We start from the raw sequence: 23,076 nt of genomic DNA on the forward strand, positions 1-23,076 counted from the left end.
CTTAAAGCGCCCCTGCAGCCGTGCGATCAAAAATGCTGTCGGACAGGTGAGTTGTAATGTTAGAGGCACTCAATACTGGGCGGCTATGGACACCTGCTGGGTAGTCAATCACGCTGACGGCACCGTTGCCCTGCTTAAAGCACCAAAAGTGGGCTGGGCCTAGCCCAACCACATGGCACAAAATCGCCTTGTTGACGGCATCGTGAGCCGAAACCATAACCGTCACCGGGGTTGACCGATCGCTGTAGTCAGCCACAATTTTTTGCCAGCCTGCGATCGCGCGTTCCCAAACCTGATCTAGCGTTTCGCCTGCTTCACCAGGCATTTTCACCGTTTCAGGGGCGCTTTGCCACTGGGCTAGCAACCCTGGGTAGCTGGCTTCAATTTCGGCTTCGAGCTTGCCTTCCCAGTCGCCGTGACCAATTTCTTTGAGCCGATCTTCAACCTCCAGTTTTAAGTGAGGATGATATTTGAGAATGGCTTCTGCCGTCGCTTTGGGGCGCAGCAACGGGCTGGTTACTGCCGCGTCGATTTGCACCGTTTTAAGAAATTCAGCCGCTTTCTCGGCTTGAACCTGACCATTGGCATTGAGCGGAATATCAATCTGCCCTTGAAAGCGCTTTTGCCGATTCCATTCAGTTTCGCCGTGGCGTACTAGCAACAGACGAGGCCCTTGGTGTCGCGATCGCATTTCTGGCAGCGCCTCGCCCATGTGGCTGGTAATATTCATCGACTCTAGCTGCACCGCCTCACCCCACCCCCCGGCAAAATTCAAAATGCTAATGCCGCAGTTGGCCTGATGCAGCGCGTTTTGCTGTTCTGGCCCCAGACTGAGAGCCGTACCAATTAAAGCGCGGTTGATGGCACTGTGGGCAACCAGCAAAAGCGTTTGCCCTCGGTGCTTGTCTAGCAAAAACTGCCAGAAGCGCTGAGCTTGCTCAAACAGCGATCGCACTGGGTAAAAATCTGTTTCTGCTCCGTTCGCATCGCTCACCCGCATTTTTAAGGTTTCAGGCTGCGATCGCCATGCCTTAAACTCGGCGGGATATTGATTTTCTGCTGCCTTAAATGAAATCCCTTCCCACAGGGGCAGGCTAATCTCACGTAAGTCGGCATCTAGAATGGGGGTCGGAATCTGCGGTATTTGCGATCGCAAGACCTCCACAATTAGCGTAGCTGTGCGGCTAGCCCGCTGTAGCGGACTGCTGTAGACAGCCTCAAAGGGGATGCCAACTAGAGCCGCACCCACCTTACGCGCTTGCTGTTCACCTAGCTCAGTCAGGCCAGAGTCGTCACAGTGGCCTTGAATCAGTTTTTGGGCGTTGTAGGTACTTTGACCATGACGGACAAGAACGACACGGGTTTTCAGGGGTCTATCCTCTCGGTTGCTCAGCCGTCAAGATTTTACCGTGATGTGGACGCTTGCCATTGCCTGATCAGACACAATCCCTCAGCCTACTTAAAGCAACAGACGGTGTCATAATGCCTAGAGAAATATGCCGTCAAAACGGTTTTGTCTGGGGTTTTAAAGCAGTGGCTATGACTTTGATCAAACGGATTGTGCTGATCTTACTGAGCGTAGTCGTCGCGATCGCGATCGCGTCTTCTTTGCTCAACAGTCTTAGCGAACCTCAAGTTACGACTCGGCTACAGCTTTATCAAACCGATTTGCTGCTGCAAGCAAGCGAATGGCAGGGGGAAGAATTGGGCGTTGATCCGGCTGAGGTAAAAACGCTGCGGCAAGCCCTTTTAGGCAAAGACCCAATCGAAACAACGATCAACCAGTACAACGAGGTCAAAGAAGAGGCTGAACACAATCTTTCTCAGTCTCGTTCTCAGCTTTCTGAACTGCTCCCTAACGAAATCGCCAACGCCAGCGAAACCCGGCCCACTCGGCTGCAAGCGGCTATTCAGCAACAAACACAGCTTTTACAACAGCTCAATTTGCGGCTAGGACTACTCAAAGCCAAAGCCGATGACCCTGAAGCAGCGATCGCCACCTGGCAAACATTAGCCTCTGCCAACGACGCAACAGGCCAGACAGCCACCGCTTTAATGGGTCTATGGCAGCAACCTGCCAATTTCCAAAGCAATGCTGAATCTCTATTTCAGGCCAACTTAGACGGCTGGTTTCGTCATCAGGCGCTGAGTCGCCTCTATCAACTGCAAGATCAAGAAACTGCGCTGCGCCAACTCCAGGCAGACGTGCAAGCAACGGCTCAAAAAACAATTGTCAAGCTAGCTTTGATTGGCACTGCGCCCGTGCTGGGCTGTATTTTGGGGGTAGCTTTGCTCCTGTTTGTCGTCATTCAGCGCTTTGTCAGCGGCAAAACAGCCGTTTTGGCACAAAATTCGGGATTAGGCTGGGAAACGCCGTGGACGGCTGAAACCATCTGGCAGGTGTTGATTGTTGGCTTTTTCTTTACCGGGCAAATTTTGTTGCCGTTGCTGCTAGGCGGTTTAGGCATTAATGCCTTAGCCTTGGGTAGCCGAGGACGAGCGCTCTACGCCATGAGCTACTACCTGCTGATGGCAGCCATCGGCATTGGGGTGCTCTATGGCTCTATTCGAACCTATCGACCGCTGCCAGCCGATTGGTTTCGCTTTCGTCAAGATGGCAACTGGTGGAAATGGGGCCTCGGTGGCTACCTAGTCGCTTTGCCTCTGATGATTGGCGTTTCGGTGCTTAATCAGCAGCTCTGGCAAGGTCAGGGGGGATCTAATCCTTTGCTGCAAACTGTTTTAGAAGAAAGCGATCAGCTTTCGCTGCTGGTCTTTTTTCTGACCGCTTCCGTGGCCGCGCCTTTGTTTGAAGAAGTGCTGTTTCGTGGCTTTTTGCTGCCGTCATTGACGCGCTATATGCCTGTTTGGGGCGCGATCGCCCTCAGCAGTTTTATTTTTGCCGCCGCTCATCTCAGCCTGTCTGAAGTGTTGCCCTTGATGGTGCTGGGCGCAATTTTAGGATTTGTCTACACGCGATCGCGCAGTCTATTAGCGCCGATGCTGCTCCACAGTATTTGGAATGGGGCGACAATGTTGGGCTTACTGCTGCTAGGCAGCGCAACGTAAAAGAAACATTGCAATTTTGCCTGCAGCGTTCAGTCGGTGCCTAAACTGGGTGACTGATGCAACCCCTAGTCTGAGGAGCAACGGCAATGGCCAGTCGCAAAGTCATGATTAAAAAACTAGATATCTTGTCTGTGGGCAAGATTCAGGCGCTTGTCTTGGCGGTACTGGGGCTAATCATAGGTGTTTTTATTGCGCTGATGTCTCTGTCGATGGGAACGGCAATGGGCAACAACAGCCCAATGGCGGGGCTAGTAGGGGGTATCGGTGCCATTATTTTTATCCCTCTTTTTTATGCAGTTATCGGTTTTATTGGCGGCATCATTACGGCAGTGGTTTACAACCTAGCCGCCTCTGCCATTGGCGGTATTGAGATGGAGTTTGACTACACCAACGATCAGCTCTAAGCAAATCGGCAGTAGCCAGCTACTTTTGGGTTGGCGCTTTTTATCGGTGGCGCTGGAGAAATCTGTAGATCGCGCAAAATTCGTGCCGCTTACCAGCGTTTTACCTTCAAAATATATAAAGCTTTAGCTTTTAACTGCCTTTAATCGAGCGCTATCGTCTGTGACCTCAACCACCAATCCTCAAGCTTTGCCAGCAACCGCGATCGCATCTACGCCCCCCACCGAAACCATCGTGCTTGATGTTAGCGGCATGAAGTGTGCTGGCTGCGTTCGGTTGGTGGAGCAAAAGCTGCTGCAATGCGAAGGCGTTGTCTCAGCCACCGTCAATCTGGTGACTGAGGTAGCGGCTGTCCACTGCTATCTAGAGCAAACCGACCCCCAAGTATTAGCTCAGCAAATTACTGAGGCGGGGTTTCCAACTCAGCCTCGGCAGACTGAAGCAGCGGACTCAGATCGGGCGATGATTTGGCAAGCTCGGCAGCAGCAGGCCAACCGCCAGCAAACCCAGCAGCTGGTGTTGGCGGGGCTGTTGCTGGCATTGTCTACGCTGGGGCATCTCAAGCACTTTGGTGTTAACTTAGCGCTGCTGAGTAATATCTGGGTACACGCCGGACTGGCTACGCTAGCTTTGGCGCTACCGGGGCGATCGCTGCTGATTGATGGCTGGCAAGGGTTACGCCACGGCGCTGCCAATATGAACACTTTGGTCGGCTTAGGCACCCTCAGCGCCTACGTGACCAGCCTTATTGCTCTGTTGTTTCCGCAACTCGGCTGGGAGTGCTTCTTTGACGAGCCTGTCATGCTGTTGAGTTTTATCTTGCTGGGGCGAACTCTAGAGCAGCGGGCGCGTTACCGGGCGACTGATTCTCTGCAATCGCTCATTGCGCTTCAGCCCCAGGTTGCTCGTTTAGTCACCAATCCAGAGGCGGCTGAGGCAGAGCAAAGCGGACTAGAAATTCCAGCCGCACAGGTACAGCCGGGAGATTGGCTGAGAGTGCTGCCGGGAGAAAAAATTCCGGTAGACGGCGTTTTAGAAACTGGAAAAACGACGGTTGACGAGTCAATGCTAACGGGTGAGTCGCTGCCTGTTTTTAAGCAACCTGGCGATAAAGCGATCGCCGGAACTCTAAACCAAACAGGTGCAATTGTCTTAAAAGTCAGCGAAACCGGGCAAAACACAGTGCTGGCTCGGATGATTGACCTGGTAGAAACGGCGCAGACCCGCAAAGCGCCGATCCAAGGATTAGCCGATGTCATTTCTGGTTACTTCACCTATGGGGTTTTAACCCTGGCAACGCTGACCTTTTTGTTTTGGTACTTTGTGGGGCTACCACTGTGGCCGCAGGTGTTGCCTGCGGTTTTAGGCCACGCCCATACTGCCGAACCGATTGCTTTAGGGTCGGCGGCGGCTTTGCTCATGAGTCTGAAGCTGGCGATCGCGGTGCTGGTGGTGGCCTGTCCGTGTGCCTTGGGCTTAGCTACCCCCACTGCGATCCTGGTGGGTTCAGGCATTGGCGCAGACCACGGCTTGCTCATTCGCGGCGGCGATGTTTTAGAAACGGTTCACCGTCTAGATACGCTCGTCTTTGACAAAACAGGCACCCTTACCCAAGGGCAACCTGAAATTACCGATTGTTTGCCGTTGCAATTTGGCTGGGAGGCTAAGACACTGCTGCAACTGGCGGCAACGGTTGAACAGGGCACGCGCCATCCGCTGGCGATCGCCATTGCCCGCAAAGCGCAGCAGCTTAATCTTCAAAGTCTACCAGCCCAAGATTTTCAAACCGAAGCAGGTTCTGGGGTGGCTGCTATGGTTACCTGGCAGGGAACCCCGCAGTCTGTGCTGTTAGGCAATGCAGCCTGGCTAGCGCAGCAGGGTATTGACCTAGCCTCTGCCCGCGATCGCGCTAGTGAACTTCAGCAACAGGGTAAGACAGTCGTTTATGTCGCCATGAATCAGCACTTGGTTGGCTTGCTAGCGGCTGCCGATCAGCTTCGACCCGAAGCCGCCCCAACCCTGACAGCGCTGCGACAGTTGGGCTTGCAAATCCACATCCTATCTGGCGATCAGCCAGCCGCCGCCCAGGCGATCGCCCAAACCTTAGACCTTGACCCTGAGCGGGTACGCGCAGAAATGACCCCCGAAGCCAAAATGAGGGCGATCGCTGCGTGGCAAGCGCAAGGCCACACGGTTGCTCTTGTCGGTGACGGCATTAACGATGCCCCGGCTCTCGCCCGCGCCGATGTCGGTATTGCTCTCACCTCCGGGACTGATGCGGCTCTAGAAGCGGCTGATATTGTGCTGATGCGCGATCGCCTCAGCGACGTGCTAGAAGCGATTCGCCTGAGTCGAGCCACGTTTAACAAAATTCGCCAAAACCTGGGCTGGGCCTTTACCTACAACTTAGTCGGCATTCCTCTGGCAGCAGGTGTTTTGCTACCCGCTTACGGTATCAGCCTTAGCCCTGCCTTAGCGGGAGGGCTGATGGCGTTTAGTTCCGTTAGCGTTGTCTTGAACTCGCTGCTGCTACGCTGGCAGTTTCAGCAAGGCTAAAGCAAAATTGAAGCGCGATCGGCTAAGGGCGATCGCTCACCTCGCTGTAGCAAAATATGGCCAGCCAGGGGTTCAGTCTTAAATCGCTCAACCACATAGCTGAGGCCATTACTGGCCGCATCCACGTAGGGGTTGTCGATTTGGTTAACGTCGCCTGTTAAGACAATTTTGGTACCTTCACCTGCCCGCGTCAAAATCGTTTTGACTTCGTGGGGCGTCAGGTTTTGGGCTTCGTCCACCACAAAAAACTGCTGGGGTAATGTCCGCCCACGAATATAGGTCAGCGGTTCAATTTGCAACAGCCCCCGCTCGATCAGCTCTTCATGGCCGCGTCGCCAATAGCTAGGGCGATCGCTGGTCACCTGGGTGCCAAAAATTAAATCAAAATTGTCATAGAGCGGCTGCATCCAGGGCGTCAGCTTTTCTCCCACATCTCCTGGTAAATAGCCCAGATCTTTCCCCATCGGCACAATCGGTCGAGCAATTAGCAAACGGCTGTACTGTCCTTCGTCGGCTACTTTTTGCAAACCAGCGGCGATCGCCAGCAAAGTCTTGCCTGTTCCCGCCTTGCCAACCAGCGTTACCAGTGGGATAGCATCATTGAGCAACAAATTCAGCGCAAACTGCTGTTCCCGATTACGGGGCTGAATCCGAGAAACCCCTCCTTTAGGCAGCTTCGAGAGCGGAATAACCTTATGGCTAGTTGGCTCGACTGTGGCCAGTGCCGTTTGAGTTGAATTCTCCGTCGCCGTCAGCACTACCGCTTGATTGGGAGCCAGCGGCTGAGCTAGCTCAGTAACGCCAATTTTCTGTAGTTCCTCAATGACAGCGGCTTCGACCGTGACTTCCAGAATACCTGTATAAAAGTCAGAAACGTCAATTTTGTCGGTGGTATAGTCTTCGGCAATCAGCCCTAGCGTATCAGCCTTGATCCGCAAATTGGTGTCTTTGCTAACCAGTACAACCGGGCAATCACAATGATGCTTTAGCTCTAAAGCCACCGCCAAAATAGCGTTATCGTCACTATCGCCTTCCAGTTCAGGCGGCAGTTTGAGGAGCGTCTCCCGGTGGCAAAGCGCAACTCGCAGCGTTCCCCCCGAATCTAAATCAATTCCTTGGGTCAGGCTACCGCGCTGCCGCAAATCGTCCAGCATGCGAGAAGCCTGACGGGCATTGCGCCCTGTTTCTTCCATCCGCTTTTTGAAGCGATCGAGTTCTTCAATGATGGTGATGGGCAACACCACATCATTGTCCTGAAATCCCAACATTGCAGCGGGTTCGTGCAATAAGACATTGGTATCCAAGACAAAAGTTTTTTTCATGCTGGCGGAGAAAGTTGCAAACAAGGCGTAAACTTGTATCCTACACCAGTGAGATAACGAATTGCCCCGCCGTTGCCAACCCACGAGCGGTTAAGCAGAAACGACCCAAGCATACAGGGTAGACGCCTCCACCGAATCGGGCAAATGCAAAACCCGGTCGGGCACCCAGGCACCAAAGTCGAACTGATGTGAGATAATTCGGGTTCCTGGCTGCAACTGTTTGCGCAAATGGGGCAATAGCTTGAGGTTGAGGTGAGGCAGCAGGTAAACAATGACGACGGTTGCTTCCTGCACGTTGGCAGTAAAGAGATCTTGTTGCCAAAAGGTTAGGCGATCGCTGAACCCTGCTTTCTCAGACGCTGCTTGAGCCTGCTGTAGACACTCTTTATTGACGTCATAGCCAACCCCTTTAGCTTTCCGCTGAGCCGCCGCTATCAAAAGACGGCCATCCCCACAGCCCAAATCGTAAACCACATCGGCAGGCGTAATTTGGGCAAAATCAACGAGCGCCATCACCACGTCTTCAGGCGTGGGAATAAAACCTATGTGAGGATTCGGTAAGGAAGCCTCAGCCATGCTAAAGCTGTAGCGCCGAAGAGGTGGAAGCAGCCGACTCACCCGCCGAGCTAGCTTCTATGACCTCGCTCAGGTGAATCACATCTTCGCGCGGATTAACGTAAGCAACCCGTACCTGCAAATGTTCTCCTAAATCGGCTGGGCGATCGAAGCGCATAGGCAACTCTACACCTAGATCTTCTAAAATCACCAAACCTAGCCCTTCATGTTCTCTCAACCAGCGCAGCAGCATGGCTGGCCACACCTCATCAGAACGTCGTCGCAGGTACTCTAATGACCAATATCGCTTGGTCTGACGCTCTACTAAAACCGCTTCATAAGCCGCCGTTGAAGCGCCCTGCGTGAGTTCAGTGATCTCCATCGTCGAAAAGGGTAATGGCTCTCCTCTGAGATGCGCTTTGAGCTGAAAGTGGGCTAACAAGTCTGTGTAGCGGCGAATGGGCGACGTTACTTGACTGTAGCGATCTAAGCCCAAGGTAGCGTGACGAGCCGGGGTGGTTCCCATTTCGCTGCGGGGCATGCAGCGGCGTAACGCACAGTCTCGTACCCAACCATACGGTAGCTGTAGCAGTTCTTGCTCAGAGGGCAGTTCGGGTTGAGGTTGACTGCGAAACGGCATTGCCAGGTTGTGCGCTTCGCCGTAACGGGCTGCAACTTCTCCCGCTAAGATCATCATCTCAGCGACCAACTGCCGAGCTAGAGAAATATCTAAAACCTCAACGCTAATGTCATCGTCGCGCACCTTGACCGATGACTCTGGCATGTTGATATTGATTGCTCCCTGGGACTGTCGCCAAGCTTGACGCACTTTGGCCCACTGAGCGATCGCCGTAATTTCTGGCTCAGCTTCCACCCCTAGATCCAAAATTTCGTCTACGTCTTCGTAAGTCAGACGGTAGGTAGGCTTGATCAAGCTGGTGTGAATATCGTAACTTTCAACTTCGCCCGCTTCACTCAAACAAATACCAAAACTCAGCGCGCAGCAGGTTTGCCCTTGTACCAGACTCATTGGCCCGGTTGCTAACTCTGACGGAAACATAGGCACCATTCCCGTCGGCAAATAGACGGTTGTGCAGCGGCGGCGAGCTTCTAGCTCTAGCTCATCGCCAGGAATTAGCCAGCGAGTTGGATCGGCAATGTGAACCCAAATTTTATGCTGACCGTTGGCGAGAATTTCTAGGCTGAGGCCATCGTCAATTTCACAGGTACTTTCATCGTCAATGGTGTAAACCTTAAGATGAGTGAGTTCAAGCCGCTCTATGTCGGGATCAGACGGCGGGTTACTCAGGCGCTGCTCCACCATTGCAAGGATCTTCTCCGGGAACTGAGTCGGGATCTGACTGCGTTTGAGCGCCAAGTTCTCATGCACACTCCATAAGCCCAGATCGACAAGGAGCTGAAAAGCTGATTCTGCGGTGGCAGATCGTTCTAAAGCTTCTAGAGTCTCTGTCGCTAAAGCTCGTTGGCTAGCTTCCTCTCCAAACAGCGCTAGCCGCTCTACGGCTTCTAGGCGCGGGCGATCGCTTTTCTGCCATTCTAGCGGTTCGCCTGCCAAAACCTGCTGCACCCGGTCTAAAAAACCCTGCCATTCTTGTAAGCGCTGGGCTTCCCGGTTTAACTGGTGTTGAATTTCTTCTACTTGAGAAGCCGGACGGGGTTCGTAGCGATCGCCCTTTTGCTTAAAGTAAATTTTGTCTTCTGAGAGGAGGCGATGAGCAGCATAACAAAGCGGCAACTGTTGGTCGGAAAACAACAGTTGCGCCAGCGAAACCGGATCAGCCGCTTCCCCCAGTTCACTCAAAAGCTCCCACGCCACCTCAAGACTCGACGGATCGATAAAAGCTTCCGCTTCGGCTCGAAACTGCCCTAAGTCTTCTGGTGCATAGCTGGCCTGTGAGCTTTGAAACGTTACTTGCCGGGGATGAAGACTATGAGACTGACCTTGCTCGTCAATCACAACCCAGTTTTTCTTACCATCCGGGCGATCGACGACAGCAAGCCGGGGCGCTCCTTGATACTTAAATTCAATTAGCTTGCCCTTTTCCACCGCAGCCTGCCTTTACCTGTCTACATCCCAGTCAAGCGAAACCTAGCCCTCACGATTGACATAAGGAAGCAGAGCCAATGCCCGTGCCCGCTTGATAGCAGTCGTCAAATCGCGCTGCTGCTTAGCCGTTAACCCCGTAATCCGGCGGGGCAGGATTTTACCGCGCTCTGTAATAAACTTGCGCAGCAAATCGACATCTTTGTAGTCAATGATTTCGTTAGGCTTGATGGGAGAAACCCGGCGACGAAAATAGGCCATAGTTCGAGTCGTGCTTACTTAATCTCTTTGTGAACAGTGTGTTTGTTGCAGTGGGTGCAGAACTTCTTAAGTTCTAAACGCCCAGTGGTGTTACGACGGTTTTTGGTCGTGGTGTAACGAGAAACCCCAGCCGATCGCTTGTCGGTATTGGTGCGACACTCGGTGCATTCTAGGGTGATGATAATGCGAACGCCTTTAGCCATAATTAGCAGACTGCAGCTTTAGCAGAAGATTAGACACAAATTACTATTTTTTCACACTTTGCCGAATAATGGCAAACCATTTTTTAAGTCTTAGGTCTAAATCATAGCCGCGCCGACTGGGAATGACGACTGTACCTGCAATTCGATCGTGAAAAGTTTGTTTGTTAACGGGATCAGCTAGCGCCAAAGCACAGTCTCCCAGCAAAGGCAGTAACAAAATTACAGCCCAAGCCGCCATTGGCCCAAGCTGCATCATACCAAAAACTGCTAGCGCACATTCCAGTCCAACGACAGCCTCGCGTTTTAGCAAGTCAGGCAGCAGCGGCATTTTACCCTGGTGCAGTTTAGCAACCCGCAGGTTGAAAGCCCAGCGACCTAAGCTTTGCCCTTGACGGTTAAGCCCAACTGCCACCCGCAACCCCAGCCAAACAGGTACAAACACCATTAGCCAGAAGCCAAGATGATTGGCTGCCAAAATGCTGAACCCTCCAGCTGGTAAACAGTCAACCGCTAGCGCCGCTGCCCGTCGCCAAATCGGCACTTTGGGATAGCGAGTGAGCGCCGACATGCGGTTAATTGACTTTCTGCTCTACGCCAAATCCCACCAGTACCAGCGTATCTAAAGGGGCACCTTCGGGGGGACGACGGTAGTTTAGAATCTGTCGAATGCGGAGGTCAGGATTGATTAACTTGATTGAATCGACGGAAACGACTTTAGTGTAGGGGGTGGTCATCAGCAATTCGCGGGTTTCGGTGTTGTATCGGAAGTGAGAGACGATTGCTCTGGCTTCTTCGTAGGCGCGATCGCGCAGATAATCCCCTTCTAGAACAGCACCGTTTTGCTGCTTGGGCACAAACAACGCCCGCAGTTCTTGAGAAACGGCTTCGCCCGTTTCGGAAACCGTTTGAAAAGCCAACTGAAACCCCGGCAGGTTTTCAATGCCATCGGTGAGGGGGTATTGATTGTCTTCTAAAACTTTTTGCTTCAGCGCTGGTGGAATGGGGGCAACTTGAAATTCAGTGTGCGATCGCTCAACTGTTTGATGCGCTAGGTAATGATAGGTTCGCTCAATGCTCCAATTACCCACGCAGCACTCAAAAAAGTAGTGAAACTTAGAAAGATCCATCAAAGCAGAACTCCCTCAATAGGGCTGTGGTTCTCTACATAATGGTTTACCAAACCATTTGCAAAGACGTACCTGCAATTTACAATAGGCGAACTTGAGCAGCGTCGTTCAAAAGTATGACTCACGCTACAGATATTGTTACGCTAGCCCGCTGGATGGCGGCAGACTTTAGCAATCAGCAGCAGGCGTTTGACAATCCGCCGCTGTTTGCGCATATTCGCGTTTGTATGCGGCCTCTCCCTCACAATTTACTTTCAGGTCAAAGTCTCTATCTAGAGCAGGCTTATGACTTTGCCATCAATCAACCCTATCGGGCACGAGTACTCAAGCTGTTGGTCAAGGGCGATCGCATTGAAATTGAAAACTACACCCTACGCGACCAAGAGCAATTTTTTGGGGCGGCTCGCGATCGCGATCGCCTTGCCAAACTAACTGCCGATCAGCTTGAATGGATGCCCCGCTGTAATATGCAGGTTGAATGGACAGGCAGCAGCTTTAAGGGCGCGGTGGAACCAGGTAATGCTTGCTTTGTGGAGCGCAAAGGCCAAAAAACTTATCTCGACAGCGAATTTGAAATTAACGGTGACTGGTTTAGAAGCTGGGATCGAGGCCGTGATCCAGATACCCATGAGCATGTCTGGGGGGCGCTAGCGGGGCCGTTTCAGTTTGTGCGCAAGCAGAGTTTTGCCAGTGAAGTAGAAGGGTGAGGATAGAAAGTAAGCACCGATCTTGAGGCTCGATGAGCATGAGCCACTGTCTGCACCCATGTAGCACCCATGTCAATAACCTCGGTTTGCCGTCTGCCTACCGTTTATCCTTGGGCAAACGATAGCTGTAGCCTACTGAAAGCCGCATACAGAAAGCCTTTCATTCTGCCTTCTGCCCTCCGTCTTCTACCTTTAGCGGTGCCTCATATCGTAACCAAACAAGTTTGGATCGACTTCGCCTTGCTCAATATCGCCTAAGCCATACTCTGCCCAACGGCGATCGACCATTGAGGCAACGTCGCTGTCTGACTGCAACGGTTCGCCCCAGTCGTGCTCGGTTTCGGGATAAACCTTAGTGGTGGCATCGATGCCCATGCGGCTACCAAGACCTAACTTGGGGCTAGCAAAGTCCAGCGTGTCAAAGGGCGTATCCGGCAGAATAAACACATCTCGCTGCGGATCGACCTTGGAGGTGAGTGCCCAAACCACTTGACGCGGATCGCGGATGTTGATGTCTTTATCAACTACGATGACAAACTTGGTGTAGGTAAACTGAGGCAGTGCCGTCCAAAAAGCCATTGCGGCGCGACGAGCCTGACCGGGGTAGGCTTTGTCAATCGAAATGATGGCGGCCTTGTAGCTCAGAGCCTCCATTGGCAAGAAGAAATCGACAATTTCTGATACCTGCTGCCGCAAAATGGGGGTATAGATGCGGTTGAGGGCGATCGCGATCATCGCTTCTTCTTTGGGAGGCCGACCGCTAAACGTGGTGAGATAAATTGGATCTTTACGGTGAGTCACGCAATGAAAGCGCACTAGCGGCGAATCTTCCACGCCACCGTAATAGCCCATATGATCGCCAAAAGGCCCGTCCGGCAGCATTTCACCGGGCGTAATCGTCCCTTCTAAAACAAATTCAGCATCCGCAGGAACTTCTAGATCAACGGTTTTGCACTTCGCCAGATGCACCCCCGAACCGCCGTAGAGTCCGGCAAATAGCCACTCTGAAAGATCCACCGGAATCGGCGTGGCCGCCGCCATAATGATCAGCGGGTCAACTCCTAAGGCGATCGCGATTTCTAGTTTTTGCCCCCGCTCCGCCGCTTTGCGCAAGTGCCGTGCCCCGCCCCGTACCGAGAGCCAATGCACCGTCATGGTATTTTTAGACTGGAGTTGCAGGCGATAAACGCCCACGTTAGGCGTCCCGGTTTCAACATCTTTGGTGATCACCAATCCCAAGGTGATGATCTTACCCGCGTCTTTGGGATAGGGGCGAATCATCGGGATTTGGTTGAGGTCTACCGCTTCATCCTTGATCACCACTTGATGACAGGGCGGTAGGAAGTCTCGCATGGGTTTGGCTTTGACCACATCAAACAAAACTTTGCCAAACTCAATAGCCTGAGAAATCTTTTTGGGTGGCTTCGGCTGTTGCAGCATACCCAGCTTGCGACCCAGAGCTTCTAGTTCTTCGGGCTTTTCCATGTTCATCGCCCAGCAGACCCGCTCAACGGTGCCCATGGTGTTAACCAGCACCGGATAGGGAGAGCCTTTAACCGTTTCAAATAGCAGCGCGGGGCCGCCGGATTGCAACATCCGATTTGAAATCTCCGCAATTTCTAAATCGGCATCTACTAGCGCCTTAATCCGCCGCAGTTGTCCGCGCTGCTCCAATATCTTCAGAAATCCCCGCAGGTCTCTCGCCATTGTTTAAGAACTGTAAAGTTGGCCACCCTTCTATTATGCTATGCGGGAGATCACCCGCTACTCATGGCGGCAAAAACAAAACCACGTTGACAAAGTCCTCAAGTTCGCAAGCTCCTACAATCAGCTCCAAATCACTTGGTTCTAAAACACAGGCTAATTTCAGAATTGTTCTTTAAAGTTTTCTGAATCAGGCAGAGCCGCTTTGAAATAAGAGGCTAACCCCCCTTGATACGCCAGTTCAAACAGATTTGAGAAAATGCATAAGATTGATTTTCGCCAATGGTTGGTTGCTGAAAGCCCAAGTTAAGATCTAATTTTGACTTTCCGCTCAGAGAATATTCATCTAAGCTTTATCTTTTAATCTTTACTTTAGGCAGTGGAGTAAACTCAATGCCCTCTAAACTACTCCATGCCTCAGCAAAAATTTTAATTGTTGAGGATGATACTGTAAGTGCCCGAATTTTACAGGAGATACTACAGCGTCACGAGTATGAGATTCAGCAGGCAGCGGCAGGGTTTGAAGCGATCGCAGCAGCCAAAGCAGCCCCGCCCGATTCAGTTTTACTCGATATTCAACTTCCCGATATAGATGGCTATGAAGTCTGCCGTCGGCTCAAAGCTGAAGCGGATCTACGCGATATTCCAGTTATCTTTATTAGCGCTCGTAACGAAGTCAGCGACCAGGTCAAAGGGTTCGCAGTTGGCGGGGTTGACTATATCGCCAAGCCATTTCAACCAGCTGAGGTTTTGGCCAGAGTTCGTAACCAAATCACGCTTTTTCAACAGCGGCGTCAGCTCAGCCAGCAAAATGCCTTACTGCTGCAAGAAGTCCGCGATCGCCAGAAAACTGAAAATGCACTGAGAGAAGCTGAAGCTAAATATCGCAGTATTTTTGAAAACGTCAGTGAGGGCATTTTTCAAGCAACCGCCTCCGGTCAGTATCTCAGCGCTAATCCGGCTCTGGCTAAAATTTTGGGTTACGCTTCTCCTGCCGACCTGATTGCAACCATCACCGACATCGGTCAGCAGCTTTATACCCGACCCAAACGGCGGCAGGAATTGATCGCCTATTTGCGGCAATACGGCCAGATTAGCGATGCCGAATCGGAGGTTTATTGCCAAGACGGCAGCAAAATTTGGATTAGCGAAAACATTCGCGTGGCTCTAGATACTGCTGGAGAGGTGCTGTTTTATGAAGGCACTGTTCAAGATGTCAGCGATCGCCATCGGATGGAAGCTGAACTGCGGCAACAGCGACAGCGCTCCGAAAGGCTGCTAGTCAACATTTTGCCTTATCAAATTGCTCACCGCCTCAAAACTGGTTCTCGTAATATTGCTGAAAGTTTCGACGAAGTCACCGTTCTATTTGCAGACTTAGTAGACTTCACCGCCGTCGCTACCCAGATCTCGCCTCAAAGCTTGGTTAGCCTGCTCAATCAAATTTTTTCTGACTTTGATGCGTTGGCGGAAAAGTATGGATTAGAAAAAATTAAAACGATTGGCGATGCCTACATGGCTGCTGCTGGCTTACCTGTGCCCCGTCCCGATCATGCAGACGCCGTTGCGCAGATGGCCTTAGCGATGCAAACCACAATTGAGCAGTACCTCAAGCCCAATGGCCTGCCTTTTCAACTGCGTATTGGTATTAATACGGGAACTGTCGTCGCTGGTGTCATTGGTATCAAAAAGTTTAGCTACGATTTGTGGGGAGATGCTGTAAACACGGCTAGCCGCATGGAAATGCTAGGGGAACCCGGAAAAATTCAAGTCACTGCCGCCGTTTATAAGCTGCTGCAGAAAAGATACCACTTAGAGCAACGTGGCATTATAGAGGTCAAAGGTCGGGGGCAAATGACAACTTATTGGTTGCTGGGTCAAAAGCCTTGACGGGGCAAATCCAGTATTTTTACGGGAGTAGCATCTTGAGCATTTCTGTGTAAGATCACAGCATAACCTTGATCTAGATCACACCGACCTAGCACCTGTAGCGGTTGGGATATGGATACTGAATAAGCCCAGCTTGAGCAAGTTCTGCGGTCTTGCTCTTGGGTGACACTTTTTGGTATCAGTGATTTTTTTAAGCTAAAAGGACAATGCTTCTTGCGGGTAGTAATGACTGAAACGCCGGTCAGCCTCTTGATTGTGGATGATGAGCTTGACAACTTGCGGGCTCTTGCAACCTTGCTGTCTGAAGAAGGCTACCTTGTACGCAAAGCAGTCAACGGCGAGATCGCTTTAGAAACGGTGGCAGTTCAGACGCCGGATTTAGTCTTGCTCGACATTCGGATGCCGAGAATGGACGGCTATGAAGTTTGCAAGCGATTGAAGACCCAATCGGCCACTCAGGATATCCCGATCATCTTCATTAGTGCTTATACAGACCTGCCTAACAAAATTCAGGCGTTTAATTTAGGCGGTGCTGACTATATCACTAAACCCTTCGAAGCCGAGGAAGTACTGAGCCGGATTCGCCACCAATTGGCCGTTCGCCAGCAGCAGCAACAGCTCATTCAAACCCTCGAAACCCACCAGAGAGTGGAGCGAGAACTGCAACAAAAAAACCAGCAAATGCAGGCCATTCTGGATGCGTTTCCAGATATCATGCTGCATCTCAATGCTGACGGTACGCTGAACTACGTTACAGGCATCGATCAAGTAGAAAAGGCGTTCAAGTCACAAGCAGACAAGTTGGTTGGCTGTCATCTAGAGCAGATTTTTCCGCCTCCCCTAGGCCAACAACTGTATCAGGCGTTGCAGCAGGCGTTGTTAACAGGTCAAGTGACAACGGTTGAGTGTCCTTTGAGTGTTCATGAGCCATCGCGCCATTTTGAAACTCGCATTGTCGGCATAGAAGCTCAGCAAGCTATTTTGATTGCTCGCGATGTTACCCAGCGCAAGCAGTTTGAAGATAATTTACAAAAACAAGCTAAGCGCGATCGCTTGCTGGGCTTAATTACCCAACGAATGCGGCAAACCTTAGCCCTAGACGAAATTCTGAAAACAGCCGTTGAAGACATTCGAGCCTGGTTGCAAACCGATCGGGTGCTGATTTACCAGTTCAACGACGCCTGGAACGGCGAGGTTTTTGTCGAATCAGTCAGTGCTGAAAAATTCTCGTTGACGGGCGAGTGGTTTCGCGATCAGTGCTTTAAAGCTTATTTACAGCAGCGCTACTACCGGGGCTATGTCAGCGTCGTTCATGATGTTGATGCTATCAATGCTCCAGCCTGCTACACCAATTTGATGCAGCAACTTCAAGCTCGAGCCGTTTTAGCCTTTCCGCTTTTTCTCAAAGATCATTTGTGGGGACTTTTGATTGTCCATCAGTGTCATCACCCCCGTTATTGGGAAGAGTGGGAAGTTGACTTTCTCAAGCAAATCACAGCCCAGCTCAACATCGCCATTCAACAAAGTCAGCTCTATACTCAGGCTTCGCAGCAGGCGCGGCGTGAGGCGCTGCTCAATGACATTGTAGAAGCAATCAACCAAAGCTTAGATCTCGATCAGGTGTTATGCCAAACGGCTCATCAGCTATTGACAGCCTTTGAAAGCACAGCCAGCTTTATTGGCCTATGGAACGCAGAAACGCACGCGCTCCAGCAGGTTAAAGCTGATTTAGCCGAAGGCTACCAAACGTTCTCTGAGGCTCTTGACTCTATTGAGCAAGATCCTTACGTGCAAACCGCGCTGCAGCAAACCGACATGGTCGTCGTCGATGCATCTACGCCATTGGCCGATGACAGCGACTTTACGATCGCTGTGTTGATTATTAGTATTCGCTTTGAAGGGGAGCTAAAAGGCATTATGGGCGTCCGCTGTCAGACAGCACGGCGCTGGAGTGAAGACGAAAAGCTGCTGCTCAAAGAGTTAGCGGCTCAACTGGCGATCGCAATTCAGCAAGCCGAGCTATATCAACAGCTACAGGCAGCCAACCGCAAGCTAGAACGATTGGCTAATTTAGACGGGCTGACGCAAATTCCCAACCGCCGCTGTTTGGACAGCTATTTGCAACAAGAGTGGCGGCGGCTGCGGCGAGAAAAGTCAGGGCTGTCATTGCTGATGTGCGATGTCGATTTCTTTAAGCGCTATAACGATTTTTATGGTCACTTGATGGGAGACGACTGTTTGCGGCAAATTGCCCAGATTCTCGATCGCTCAGTTAACCGTCCAGCCGATTTGGTAGCCCGCTATGGTGGCGAAGAGTTTGCCATCGTGCTACCCAAAACAGATCTGCACGGTGCCCTGCATATTGCCGAACATATTCAACAGGCGATCGCCCAAGCGTCTATTCCCCACCTGGATTCACCCCTTAATCAGGTCGTCACCGTTAGTTTAGGGGCGGCTGAGTTGCTCCCTAGCTTACACAACACGCCTGCCGATTTAATCGCCGCCGCCGATCAAGCCCTATATGAAGCCAAACGACAAGGGCGTAACTGTTTCCGCTATCAGCCCCAAGCTCAGGCGCTCACCAGCAGCCAGTCTCAAGCCTAGCTAAGCTCGATAGCCTTTGCTATACTGCCTGTCTACGCAAACAAAGATAATGGTCACGCTTTCTCCTCAACTGCAGCAGCGTTTGGCAACTCCGCTGCAAATTGGTTCGGTCGCGATCGCCAGCCGAGTTTTACAGTCGCCGCTTTCAGGCGTGACCGATTGGGTGTTTCGGCGGCTTGTCAGACGCTATGCGCCTGATTCTATGATGTATACCGAAATGGTCAGCGCTTCAGAACTGCACCACCTGCGCCAGTTGCCCAAACTGATGGAAATTGATGCTGATGAACGCCCCATTAGTATTCAACTTTTTGACTGTCGAGCCGACTTTTTAGCCGCTGCTGCCCGCAAAGCGGTTGCTGAAGGCGCTGACACGGTAGATATCAACATGGGTTGCCCAGTTAATAAAATTACTCGCAAAGGGGGCGGTTCTTCGCTATTGCGCGATCCCCAAACGGCAGCGGCCATCGTGCGGGCTGTCGTTGCTGCCGTCGAGGTTCCGGTTACTGTCAAGACGCGCATTGGCTGGGATGACAATGACATTAATGCGGTTGAGTTTGGCCTGCGGATGCAAGCAGCAGGCGCGCAAATGCTGACGCTCCACGGTCGTACTCGCTCACAGGGCTACACAGGCAAAGCCCGCTGGGAGTGGATTGCACAGGTTAAACAGGCGCTCAGCATTCCAGTCATTGCCAATGGCGATATATTTTCAGTGGCGGCGGCAGTGCGTTGTTTAGAGCAAACGGGTGCTGACGGCGTGATGTGTTCTCGCGGTACCTTAGGCTATCCCTTTTTGGTAGGTGAAATTGATCACTTTTTGAAAACGGGAAAATTGCGGCAACCGCCGACTGTTGTTGAGCGATTAGAGTGTGCGCGTGAACACCTGATCATGCTGGCAGACTACAAAGGGGTGCGCGGTATTCGGCAAGCCCGTAAGCACATGGCCTGGTATGCCAAAGGGTTTGTAGGAGCAGCCGACCTGCGCGATCGCCTTTGTCGGCTAGAAACGGTTGAACAAGGTTGTCAGCTTCTCGATGAGGCGATCGCCAGCTTGCACCAGTCATCATCTTTAGGCCAGCGGCGGCAGAGTGAATCCCCGCAGCGATCGCCCACGTTCGTCAGCACTTAGACCTTTGGCTTGTAGCAACACACTAAAATTACCTAAGCCCATTGGATCAATCAGACGGTGCAGCAAATCTCGCCGCCGCAAAGCCCTTTGCACCGTTTGCGGATCCGTTTCGCCAATCGCCGCTAGGGCGTCGAGGCGATCGCCCAACCCCAAAGCCATTAAAAATAGAGCTTGTGGCGTTATGGCTAGTTTGTCTAGCCCTTGCTGCTGGCCGTAACGCTCTAAGGCGGTAAAGTCTACGTGAGCAGTCAGATCTTGCTGGCCGACATAAACATAGGGGTCGTTGTGGTGGGCGTGGCGGTAATAGCCCTGCAAGGTACCTTGCGATCGCGCTGGCCCATAATAGCGGCTGGCCGGATAGCCATAGTCAATCGTCAGCAGGTAGCCGCGCTGGAGTTTGCTAGCAACGGTTGCAATCCAGTCAAGTGCAGCTAAATTGACCTCGCTTTGATACCCCAAGGGGTACTGCGGCGGCTGGAGCTGAATGCCTACTAGATCAAAATAGGCCGCCAGTCGAGGGGTAGAAAGTGGCCCAATCGTGTCTTGAAACGTGGGAACTGCCGCCGCCGTATCCGCCAGCGTTACATAAATTTCTTGCAGCCCCGCCGCCGTCAAAACCAGCCGATGCACTGGAAAAGCATCTACTAGCTCATTTGAAAAAAAGCAACCTGTAATCGAGTCTGCCGGAAGTTCTGCCAGCGATCGCCAGCTTACGCGCGGTTGCCAGGGTTGCAGCCGCTGCCGTTGCTGCCGAATCAGCCCTGCTGACTTTTCCACAATGATATAGTTGACAGCCGCCAAACAGTCTGGCTCGCTTTGAGCCAGCGCATTGAGCAAATCCGCCGCTACCAGCCCCTGCCCTGCCCCCATCTCTACTAGCGTAAAGGGGTCAGGTTGATCCAAACAGCGCCAAAACTCGGCCATCTGGACGGCCAGCAGTTCGCCAAAGTCATGCCCTAGATGCGGCGAGGTGACAAAGTCTCCGGCTGGGCCTAGCCCAGGATTTGGTTTGGCGTAATAACCCCACTGCGGTTGGTAAAGTGCTAATTCCATGTACGCCGCAAACGTCAGACGGGGTGGCGTTTGAGCTTGGAGGTGCTGAGCAATTAGCTGACGCAGCGGTAAATCTGGGGTAGCAGCAGCAGGGGTCACGATTGGCGATCGCCTGTTTGAGTTTTTTGAGCGCAGTGCTTAGCCACCAGTTCTGGCACAGCCTTGGGCTTAACGCCGCTATAGCGCTTTTTATCAGGAATAAACACGACGTGGGGGCCGCTTTTGCAGTGTCCCATACAGCCTGTTTTTTTGATAGTGACGCGATCGCTCAGGCCAGATTTTTCCAGACTTTCAGTAAGCTGCTGGCAGACTTCAGCACTGCCCCGCTTGCGGCAGCTTGACTTCTGGCAAACCAAAATTTTGGTGGGTTTTGGGCTATTAGGGGTAGCTGATTTAGCCGAGGCGATCGCCTGAGTCTCTGAGGGCTGAACGGCAACAGCAATTTGATCCGGGGCTAACCGAGTCACCTTCAGCGCCTTCATCTGAGACGACTCGGCTGTTTCATCCCCTTTCTGCTCCCCAATGACCCGAATAGCATCTCCCGGCAATAAATAGTCTGCCAGGATGGGTCGCAGTGACTTGCGGAGCTTGATCCGGTAGCCCCCTTGGGCAGTTAGCAGATCAATATATTTGTTGTCGGTTGTACCTTGGGGCGAAAATCCTAAAAATCGGCCTTCCAGAAAAAAATCCGTCTTGCGATCGCGCTTTGACATGTTTTGAGATTCATTTGCTAAGCATCAGGTCAGCTAGCTCAAATTTAGGGCAAATGGGCTATGACCTAAGCCTAGCCTAGCAAGCAGCGGATCGCCTTGCCTCAGCCAATGGTTAAAGTTACAGCTCAACGCCAGCAAAAGTCTCTGCTAAGATACGGTTGAGTGCGGGGAATTAGCTCAGTTGGTAGAGCGCTAGGATCGCACCCTAGAGGTCAGGGGTTCGACTCCCCTATTCTCCATCATTGACTTACCTGGGCAAAAATCAACTTATCTCACCTGGCAACGCAGGTTAAACTTGCCCTAGCGTTAACGCTTTCCCCGGCAGTTGGGTAAGCTATTGCCATACGACCGTTGGCGTCAAAGCAATTGGCTGCTTCGACCCTTTGTTGCCTTACCCGTTGCCCCCCATGAACAAGCCCCCCCCACCCCTGATTTCCATTCGCAAAGCCCAGCCTCAAGATGTCATTCAGCTGCTGCGGATTCAAGCGGATGCCCTGCGCACCCTTTGCAGCCAAGACTATGCTCCTGAGCAAATTGAAGCCCTTATCAATCGCAATATTCGTTATGCCAGTCGTGGCGGCTCTCAGCGAGAAACGACCCTAGTGGCTGAAGTTAAAGGGATGCGGGTGGGGCTAGCCACCTTGCTAGGTAGCCATGTCAGTGCTTTATATGTCCACCCTCACTATGCACGGCAGGGTATTGGTAGCCGTTTACTCAAAGCGTTAGAAAAAATTGCCGTTAATCACAAAGTTAAAGCCCTTGGCGTGGCGGCTTCCCTCACCGCCCGCCCGTTTTATCAAGCCAACGGCTACCAGGTTTTAGGGACGTCTTACATCACCACCGAACTGGGGTTGCGGATTCAATACATTGAAATGCGTAAGCACTTACGCTCTACCTCAGAAGCGCTTTAGCCCCCGTTGCTAGCCTGCCTCGGCTGGCTCACAAGCGCCAATGCTGACCCAGCTACTAGAGCCATCTGCCCAATGTTCTTTTTTCCAAATGGGGGCGTTGTGTTTGAGCGTGTCAATGGCGTACTGACAGGCGGCAAAAGCCTCCGCTCGGTGAGGACAGCCAACAGCGACTAAAACGCTAATTTCACCAACTTTTAAGTGTCCCGTACGGTGGTGAATGACAATGCGCGTTACTTGCGGCCACTGTTTGCGAATACTGGCCGCAATTTGTTGAAAAACAGCGATCGCCATCGGTTCATAAGCCTGATACTCTAACGAAACCACCGCTCGCCCTTGCGTCTGTTCGCGTACCATGCCACTCATCACCACAATTGCACCGCTGGCTGATGTGTCAGCTTGTTGATAGACCGTCTCTAAAGCCAGAGGAGCAAAGGTAATCGCAAAGCGATCGCCTGTCTGCTTTGACCCAAGGTTAGTCAGGTTAGACGTCAAGTTTGCAGTCATAGCGGTTGTTGCAGGGAATTTCTACCAGCTTATCTCGCCAGCCGCTTGCAGTACGCGAACAAGGTCAAATTAACCTCATCAACTATAGCGATCGCCACCAGCGTTGAGACACTTCAGTGGCAAAAGTTGCTAACGAAAAAGCTTTTCTTCTGCCCTCCGGTTCAGCCTGCTAGCTTTGGCTCTACTGCTTACCAAACTAAACTGTTCCTATAGGCATAGAAAATAGCCAAAAAATTTATACAAGCTATCAGAAAAGCCCAGCGATCCCGTCTCTCTTGAGTGAGAAAGTTGCTACAGAAAGCTT

General features: G+C 51.9%; 20 protein-coding genes and 1 tRNA gene. 9 read left to right on the forward strand and 12 right to left on the reverse strand.

All coding sequences use genetic code 11. From position 1 onward, the window contains the following. Position 1: 1 nt before the first annotated feature. Entirely contained in the window at positions 2 to 1,369 is a 1,368-nt protein-coding gene (locus ACTS3T_RS08570) for a histidine phosphatase family protein (protein ID WP_377963110.1), read from the reverse strand. A gap of 170 nt (positions 1,370 to 1,539) precedes the next feature. On the opposite strand from ACTS3T_RS08570, the gene ACTS3T_RS08575 reads away from it, so the two are divergent. The 3 genes from ACTS3T_RS08575 to ACTS3T_RS08585 all read left to right on the forward strand — a co-directional run bounded on the left by ACTS3T_RS08575 (position 1,540) and on the right by ACTS3T_RS08585 (position 6,027). Further along, positions 1,540 to 3,069: a CPBP family intramembrane glutamic endopeptidase gene (locus ACTS3T_RS08575; RefSeq protein WP_377963072.1), complete on the forward strand. Its 1,530-nt coding sequence runs from the start codon at positions 1,540 to 1,542 to the stop codon at positions 3,067 to 3,069. 86 nt (positions 3,070 to 3,155) lie between these two features. After that, positions 3,156 to 3,473, forward strand: coding sequence for a hypothetical protein (locus ACTS3T_RS08580; protein WP_377963074.1), 318 nt, complete (start codon positions 3,156 to 3,158; stop codon positions 3,471 to 3,473). Between the two features lie 160 nt (positions 3,474 to 3,633). After that, positions 3,634 to 6,027 carry a heavy metal translocating P-type ATPase gene (locus ACTS3T_RS08585; protein ID WP_377963076.1) on the forward strand — a complete coding sequence of 798 codons (2,394 nt, stop codon included), beginning with the start codon at positions 3,634 to 3,636 and terminating at the stop codon, positions 6,025 to 6,027. Here the strand turns inward: ACTS3T_RS08585 and ACTS3T_RS08590 are convergent. From ACTS3T_RS08590 to ACTS3T_RS08620, 7 genes are all read right to left on the reverse strand, one after another. Further along, positions 6,024 to 7,349 carry a PhoH family protein gene (locus ACTS3T_RS08590; protein ID WP_377963078.1) on the reverse strand — a complete coding sequence of 442 codons (1,326 nt, stop codon included), beginning with the start codon at positions 7,347 to 7,349 and terminating at the stop codon, positions 6,024 to 6,026. The two genes, ACTS3T_RS08585 and ACTS3T_RS08590, sit on opposite strands and share 4 nt — an antisense overlap. Positions 7,350 to 7,439: 90 nt before the next feature. Beyond that, complete coding sequence (locus ACTS3T_RS08595; RefSeq protein ID WP_377963080.1) at positions 7,440 to 7,925, reverse strand: class I SAM-dependent methyltransferase; 486 nt, start codon at positions 7,923 to 7,925, stop codon at positions 7,440 to 7,442. Position 7,926: 1 nt separating this feature from the next. Beyond that, positions 7,927 to 9,972 carry a ribonuclease catalytic domain-containing protein gene (locus ACTS3T_RS08600; protein ID WP_377963082.1) on the reverse strand — a complete coding sequence of 682 codons (2,046 nt, stop codon included), beginning with the start codon at positions 9,970 to 9,972 and terminating at the stop codon, positions 7,927 to 7,929. Positions 9,973 to 10,014: 42 nt separating this feature from the next. Further along, positions 10,015 to 10,230, reverse strand: coding sequence for a 30S ribosomal protein S18 (gene rpsR, locus ACTS3T_RS08605; protein ID WP_377963084.1), 216 nt, complete (start codon positions 10,228 to 10,230; stop codon positions 10,015 to 10,017). Between the two features lie 14 nt (positions 10,231 to 10,244). Then, the gene (rpmG, locus tag ACTS3T_RS08610) at positions 10,245 to 10,433 is read right to left on the reverse strand and encodes a 50S ribosomal protein L33 (RefSeq protein WP_377963086.1); all 189 of its coding nucleotides are present in this window, start codon (positions 10,431 to 10,433) and stop codon (positions 10,245 to 10,247) included. Between the two features lie 43 nt (positions 10,434 to 10,476). Then, positions 10,477 to 11,001 carry an RDD family protein gene (locus ACTS3T_RS08615; RefSeq protein ID WP_377963088.1) on the reverse strand — a complete coding sequence of 175 codons (525 nt, stop codon included), beginning with the start codon at positions 10,999 to 11,001 and terminating at the stop codon, positions 10,477 to 10,479. 4 nt (positions 11,002 to 11,005) lie between these two features. After that, positions 11,006 to 11,560 carry a phycobiliprotein lyase gene (locus tag ACTS3T_RS08620; RefSeq protein WP_377963090.1) on the reverse strand — a complete coding sequence of 185 codons (555 nt, stop codon included), beginning with the start codon at positions 11,558 to 11,560 and terminating at the stop codon, positions 11,006 to 11,008. Between the two features lie 116 nt (positions 11,561 to 11,676). On the opposite strand from ACTS3T_RS08620, the gene ACTS3T_RS08625 reads away from it, so the two are divergent. Next, positions 11,677 to 12,267 carry a chromophore lyase CpcT/CpeT gene (locus ACTS3T_RS08625; protein WP_377963092.1) on the forward strand — a complete coding sequence of 197 codons (591 nt, stop codon included), beginning with the start codon at positions 11,677 to 11,679 and terminating at the stop codon, positions 12,265 to 12,267. A gap of 192 nt (positions 12,268 to 12,459) precedes the next feature. Here ACTS3T_RS08625 and ACTS3T_RS08630 read toward each other — a convergent pair whose 3' ends face one another. Next, entirely contained in the window at positions 12,460 to 13,974 is a 1,515-nt protein-coding gene (locus tag ACTS3T_RS08630; protein WP_377963094.1) for a UbiD family decarboxylase, read from the reverse strand. A 390-nt stretch (positions 13,975 to 14,364) separates the two neighbouring features. Between ACTS3T_RS08630 and ACTS3T_RS08635 the strand changes: the two genes are divergently transcribed. The 3 genes from ACTS3T_RS08635 to dusB all read left to right on the forward strand — a co-directional run bounded on the left by ACTS3T_RS08635 (position 14,365) and on the right by dusB (position 19,591). Continuing rightward, on the forward strand, positions 14,365 to 15,861 hold the full coding sequence (locus ACTS3T_RS08635) for an adenylate/guanylate cyclase domain-containing protein (protein ID WP_377963096.1): 1,497 nt from the start codon (positions 14,365 to 14,367) through the stop codon (positions 15,859 to 15,861). Positions 15,862 to 16,086: 225 nt separating this feature from the next. After that, positions 16,087 to 18,465 carry a diguanylate cyclase domain-containing protein gene (locus ACTS3T_RS08640; protein WP_377963098.1) on the forward strand — a complete coding sequence of 793 codons (2,379 nt, stop codon included), beginning with the start codon at positions 16,087 to 16,089 and terminating at the stop codon, positions 18,463 to 18,465. Between the two features lie 49 nt (positions 18,466 to 18,514). After that, the gene (dusB, locus tag ACTS3T_RS08645; RefSeq protein ID WP_377963100.1) at positions 18,515 to 19,591 is read left to right on the forward strand and encodes a tRNA dihydrouridine synthase DusB; all 1,077 of its coding nucleotides are present in this window, start codon (positions 18,515 to 18,517) and stop codon (positions 19,589 to 19,591) included. Here dusB and ACTS3T_RS08650 read toward each other — a convergent pair. Then, a complete protein-coding gene (locus ACTS3T_RS08650) occupies positions 19,532 to 20,743 on the reverse strand; it encodes a class I SAM-dependent methyltransferase (RefSeq protein WP_377963102.1) in 1,212 nt (403 codons plus the stop codon). The two genes, dusB and ACTS3T_RS08650, sit on opposite strands and share 60 nt — an antisense overlap. Further along, positions 20,740 to 21,357 (reverse strand): (2Fe-2S) ferredoxin domain-containing protein, encoded by a 618-nt coding sequence (locus ACTS3T_RS08655; RefSeq protein ID WP_377963104.1) that lies wholly within the window; start codon positions 21,355 to 21,357, stop codon positions 20,740 to 20,742. The genes ACTS3T_RS08650 and ACTS3T_RS08655 overlap by 4 nt, the downstream gene beginning before the upstream one ends. Positions 21,358 to 21,523: 166 nt before the next feature. On the opposite strand from ACTS3T_RS08655, the gene ACTS3T_RS08660 reads away from it, so the two are divergent. Both ACTS3T_RS08660 and ACTS3T_RS08665 read left to right on the forward strand, forming a co-directional pair. Continuing rightward, positions 21,524 to 21,596 (forward strand) — tRNA-Ala (locus ACTS3T_RS08660). A gap of 168 nt (positions 21,597 to 21,764) precedes the next feature. After that, positions 21,765 to 22,268, forward strand: coding sequence for a GNAT family N-acetyltransferase (locus ACTS3T_RS08665; RefSeq protein WP_377963106.1), 504 nt, complete (start codon positions 21,765 to 21,767; stop codon positions 22,266 to 22,268). Positions 22,269 to 22,277: 9 nt separating this feature from the next. Here the strand turns inward: ACTS3T_RS08665 and ACTS3T_RS08670 are convergent, their stop codons facing one another. After that, on the reverse strand, positions 22,278 to 22,772 hold the full coding sequence (locus ACTS3T_RS08670; RefSeq protein ID WP_377963108.1) for a molybdenum cofactor biosynthesis protein MoaE: 495 nt from the start codon (positions 22,770 to 22,772) through the stop codon (positions 22,278 to 22,280). Between the last annotated feature and the right edge of the window lie 304 nt (positions 22,773 to 23,076).

It is taken from the genome of Almyronema sp. (assembly GCF_052168255.1).
Lineage (GTDB): Bacteria > Cyanobacteriota > Cyanobacteriia > Phormidesmidales > Phormidesmidaceae > Sphaerothrix > Sphaerothrix epifaneia.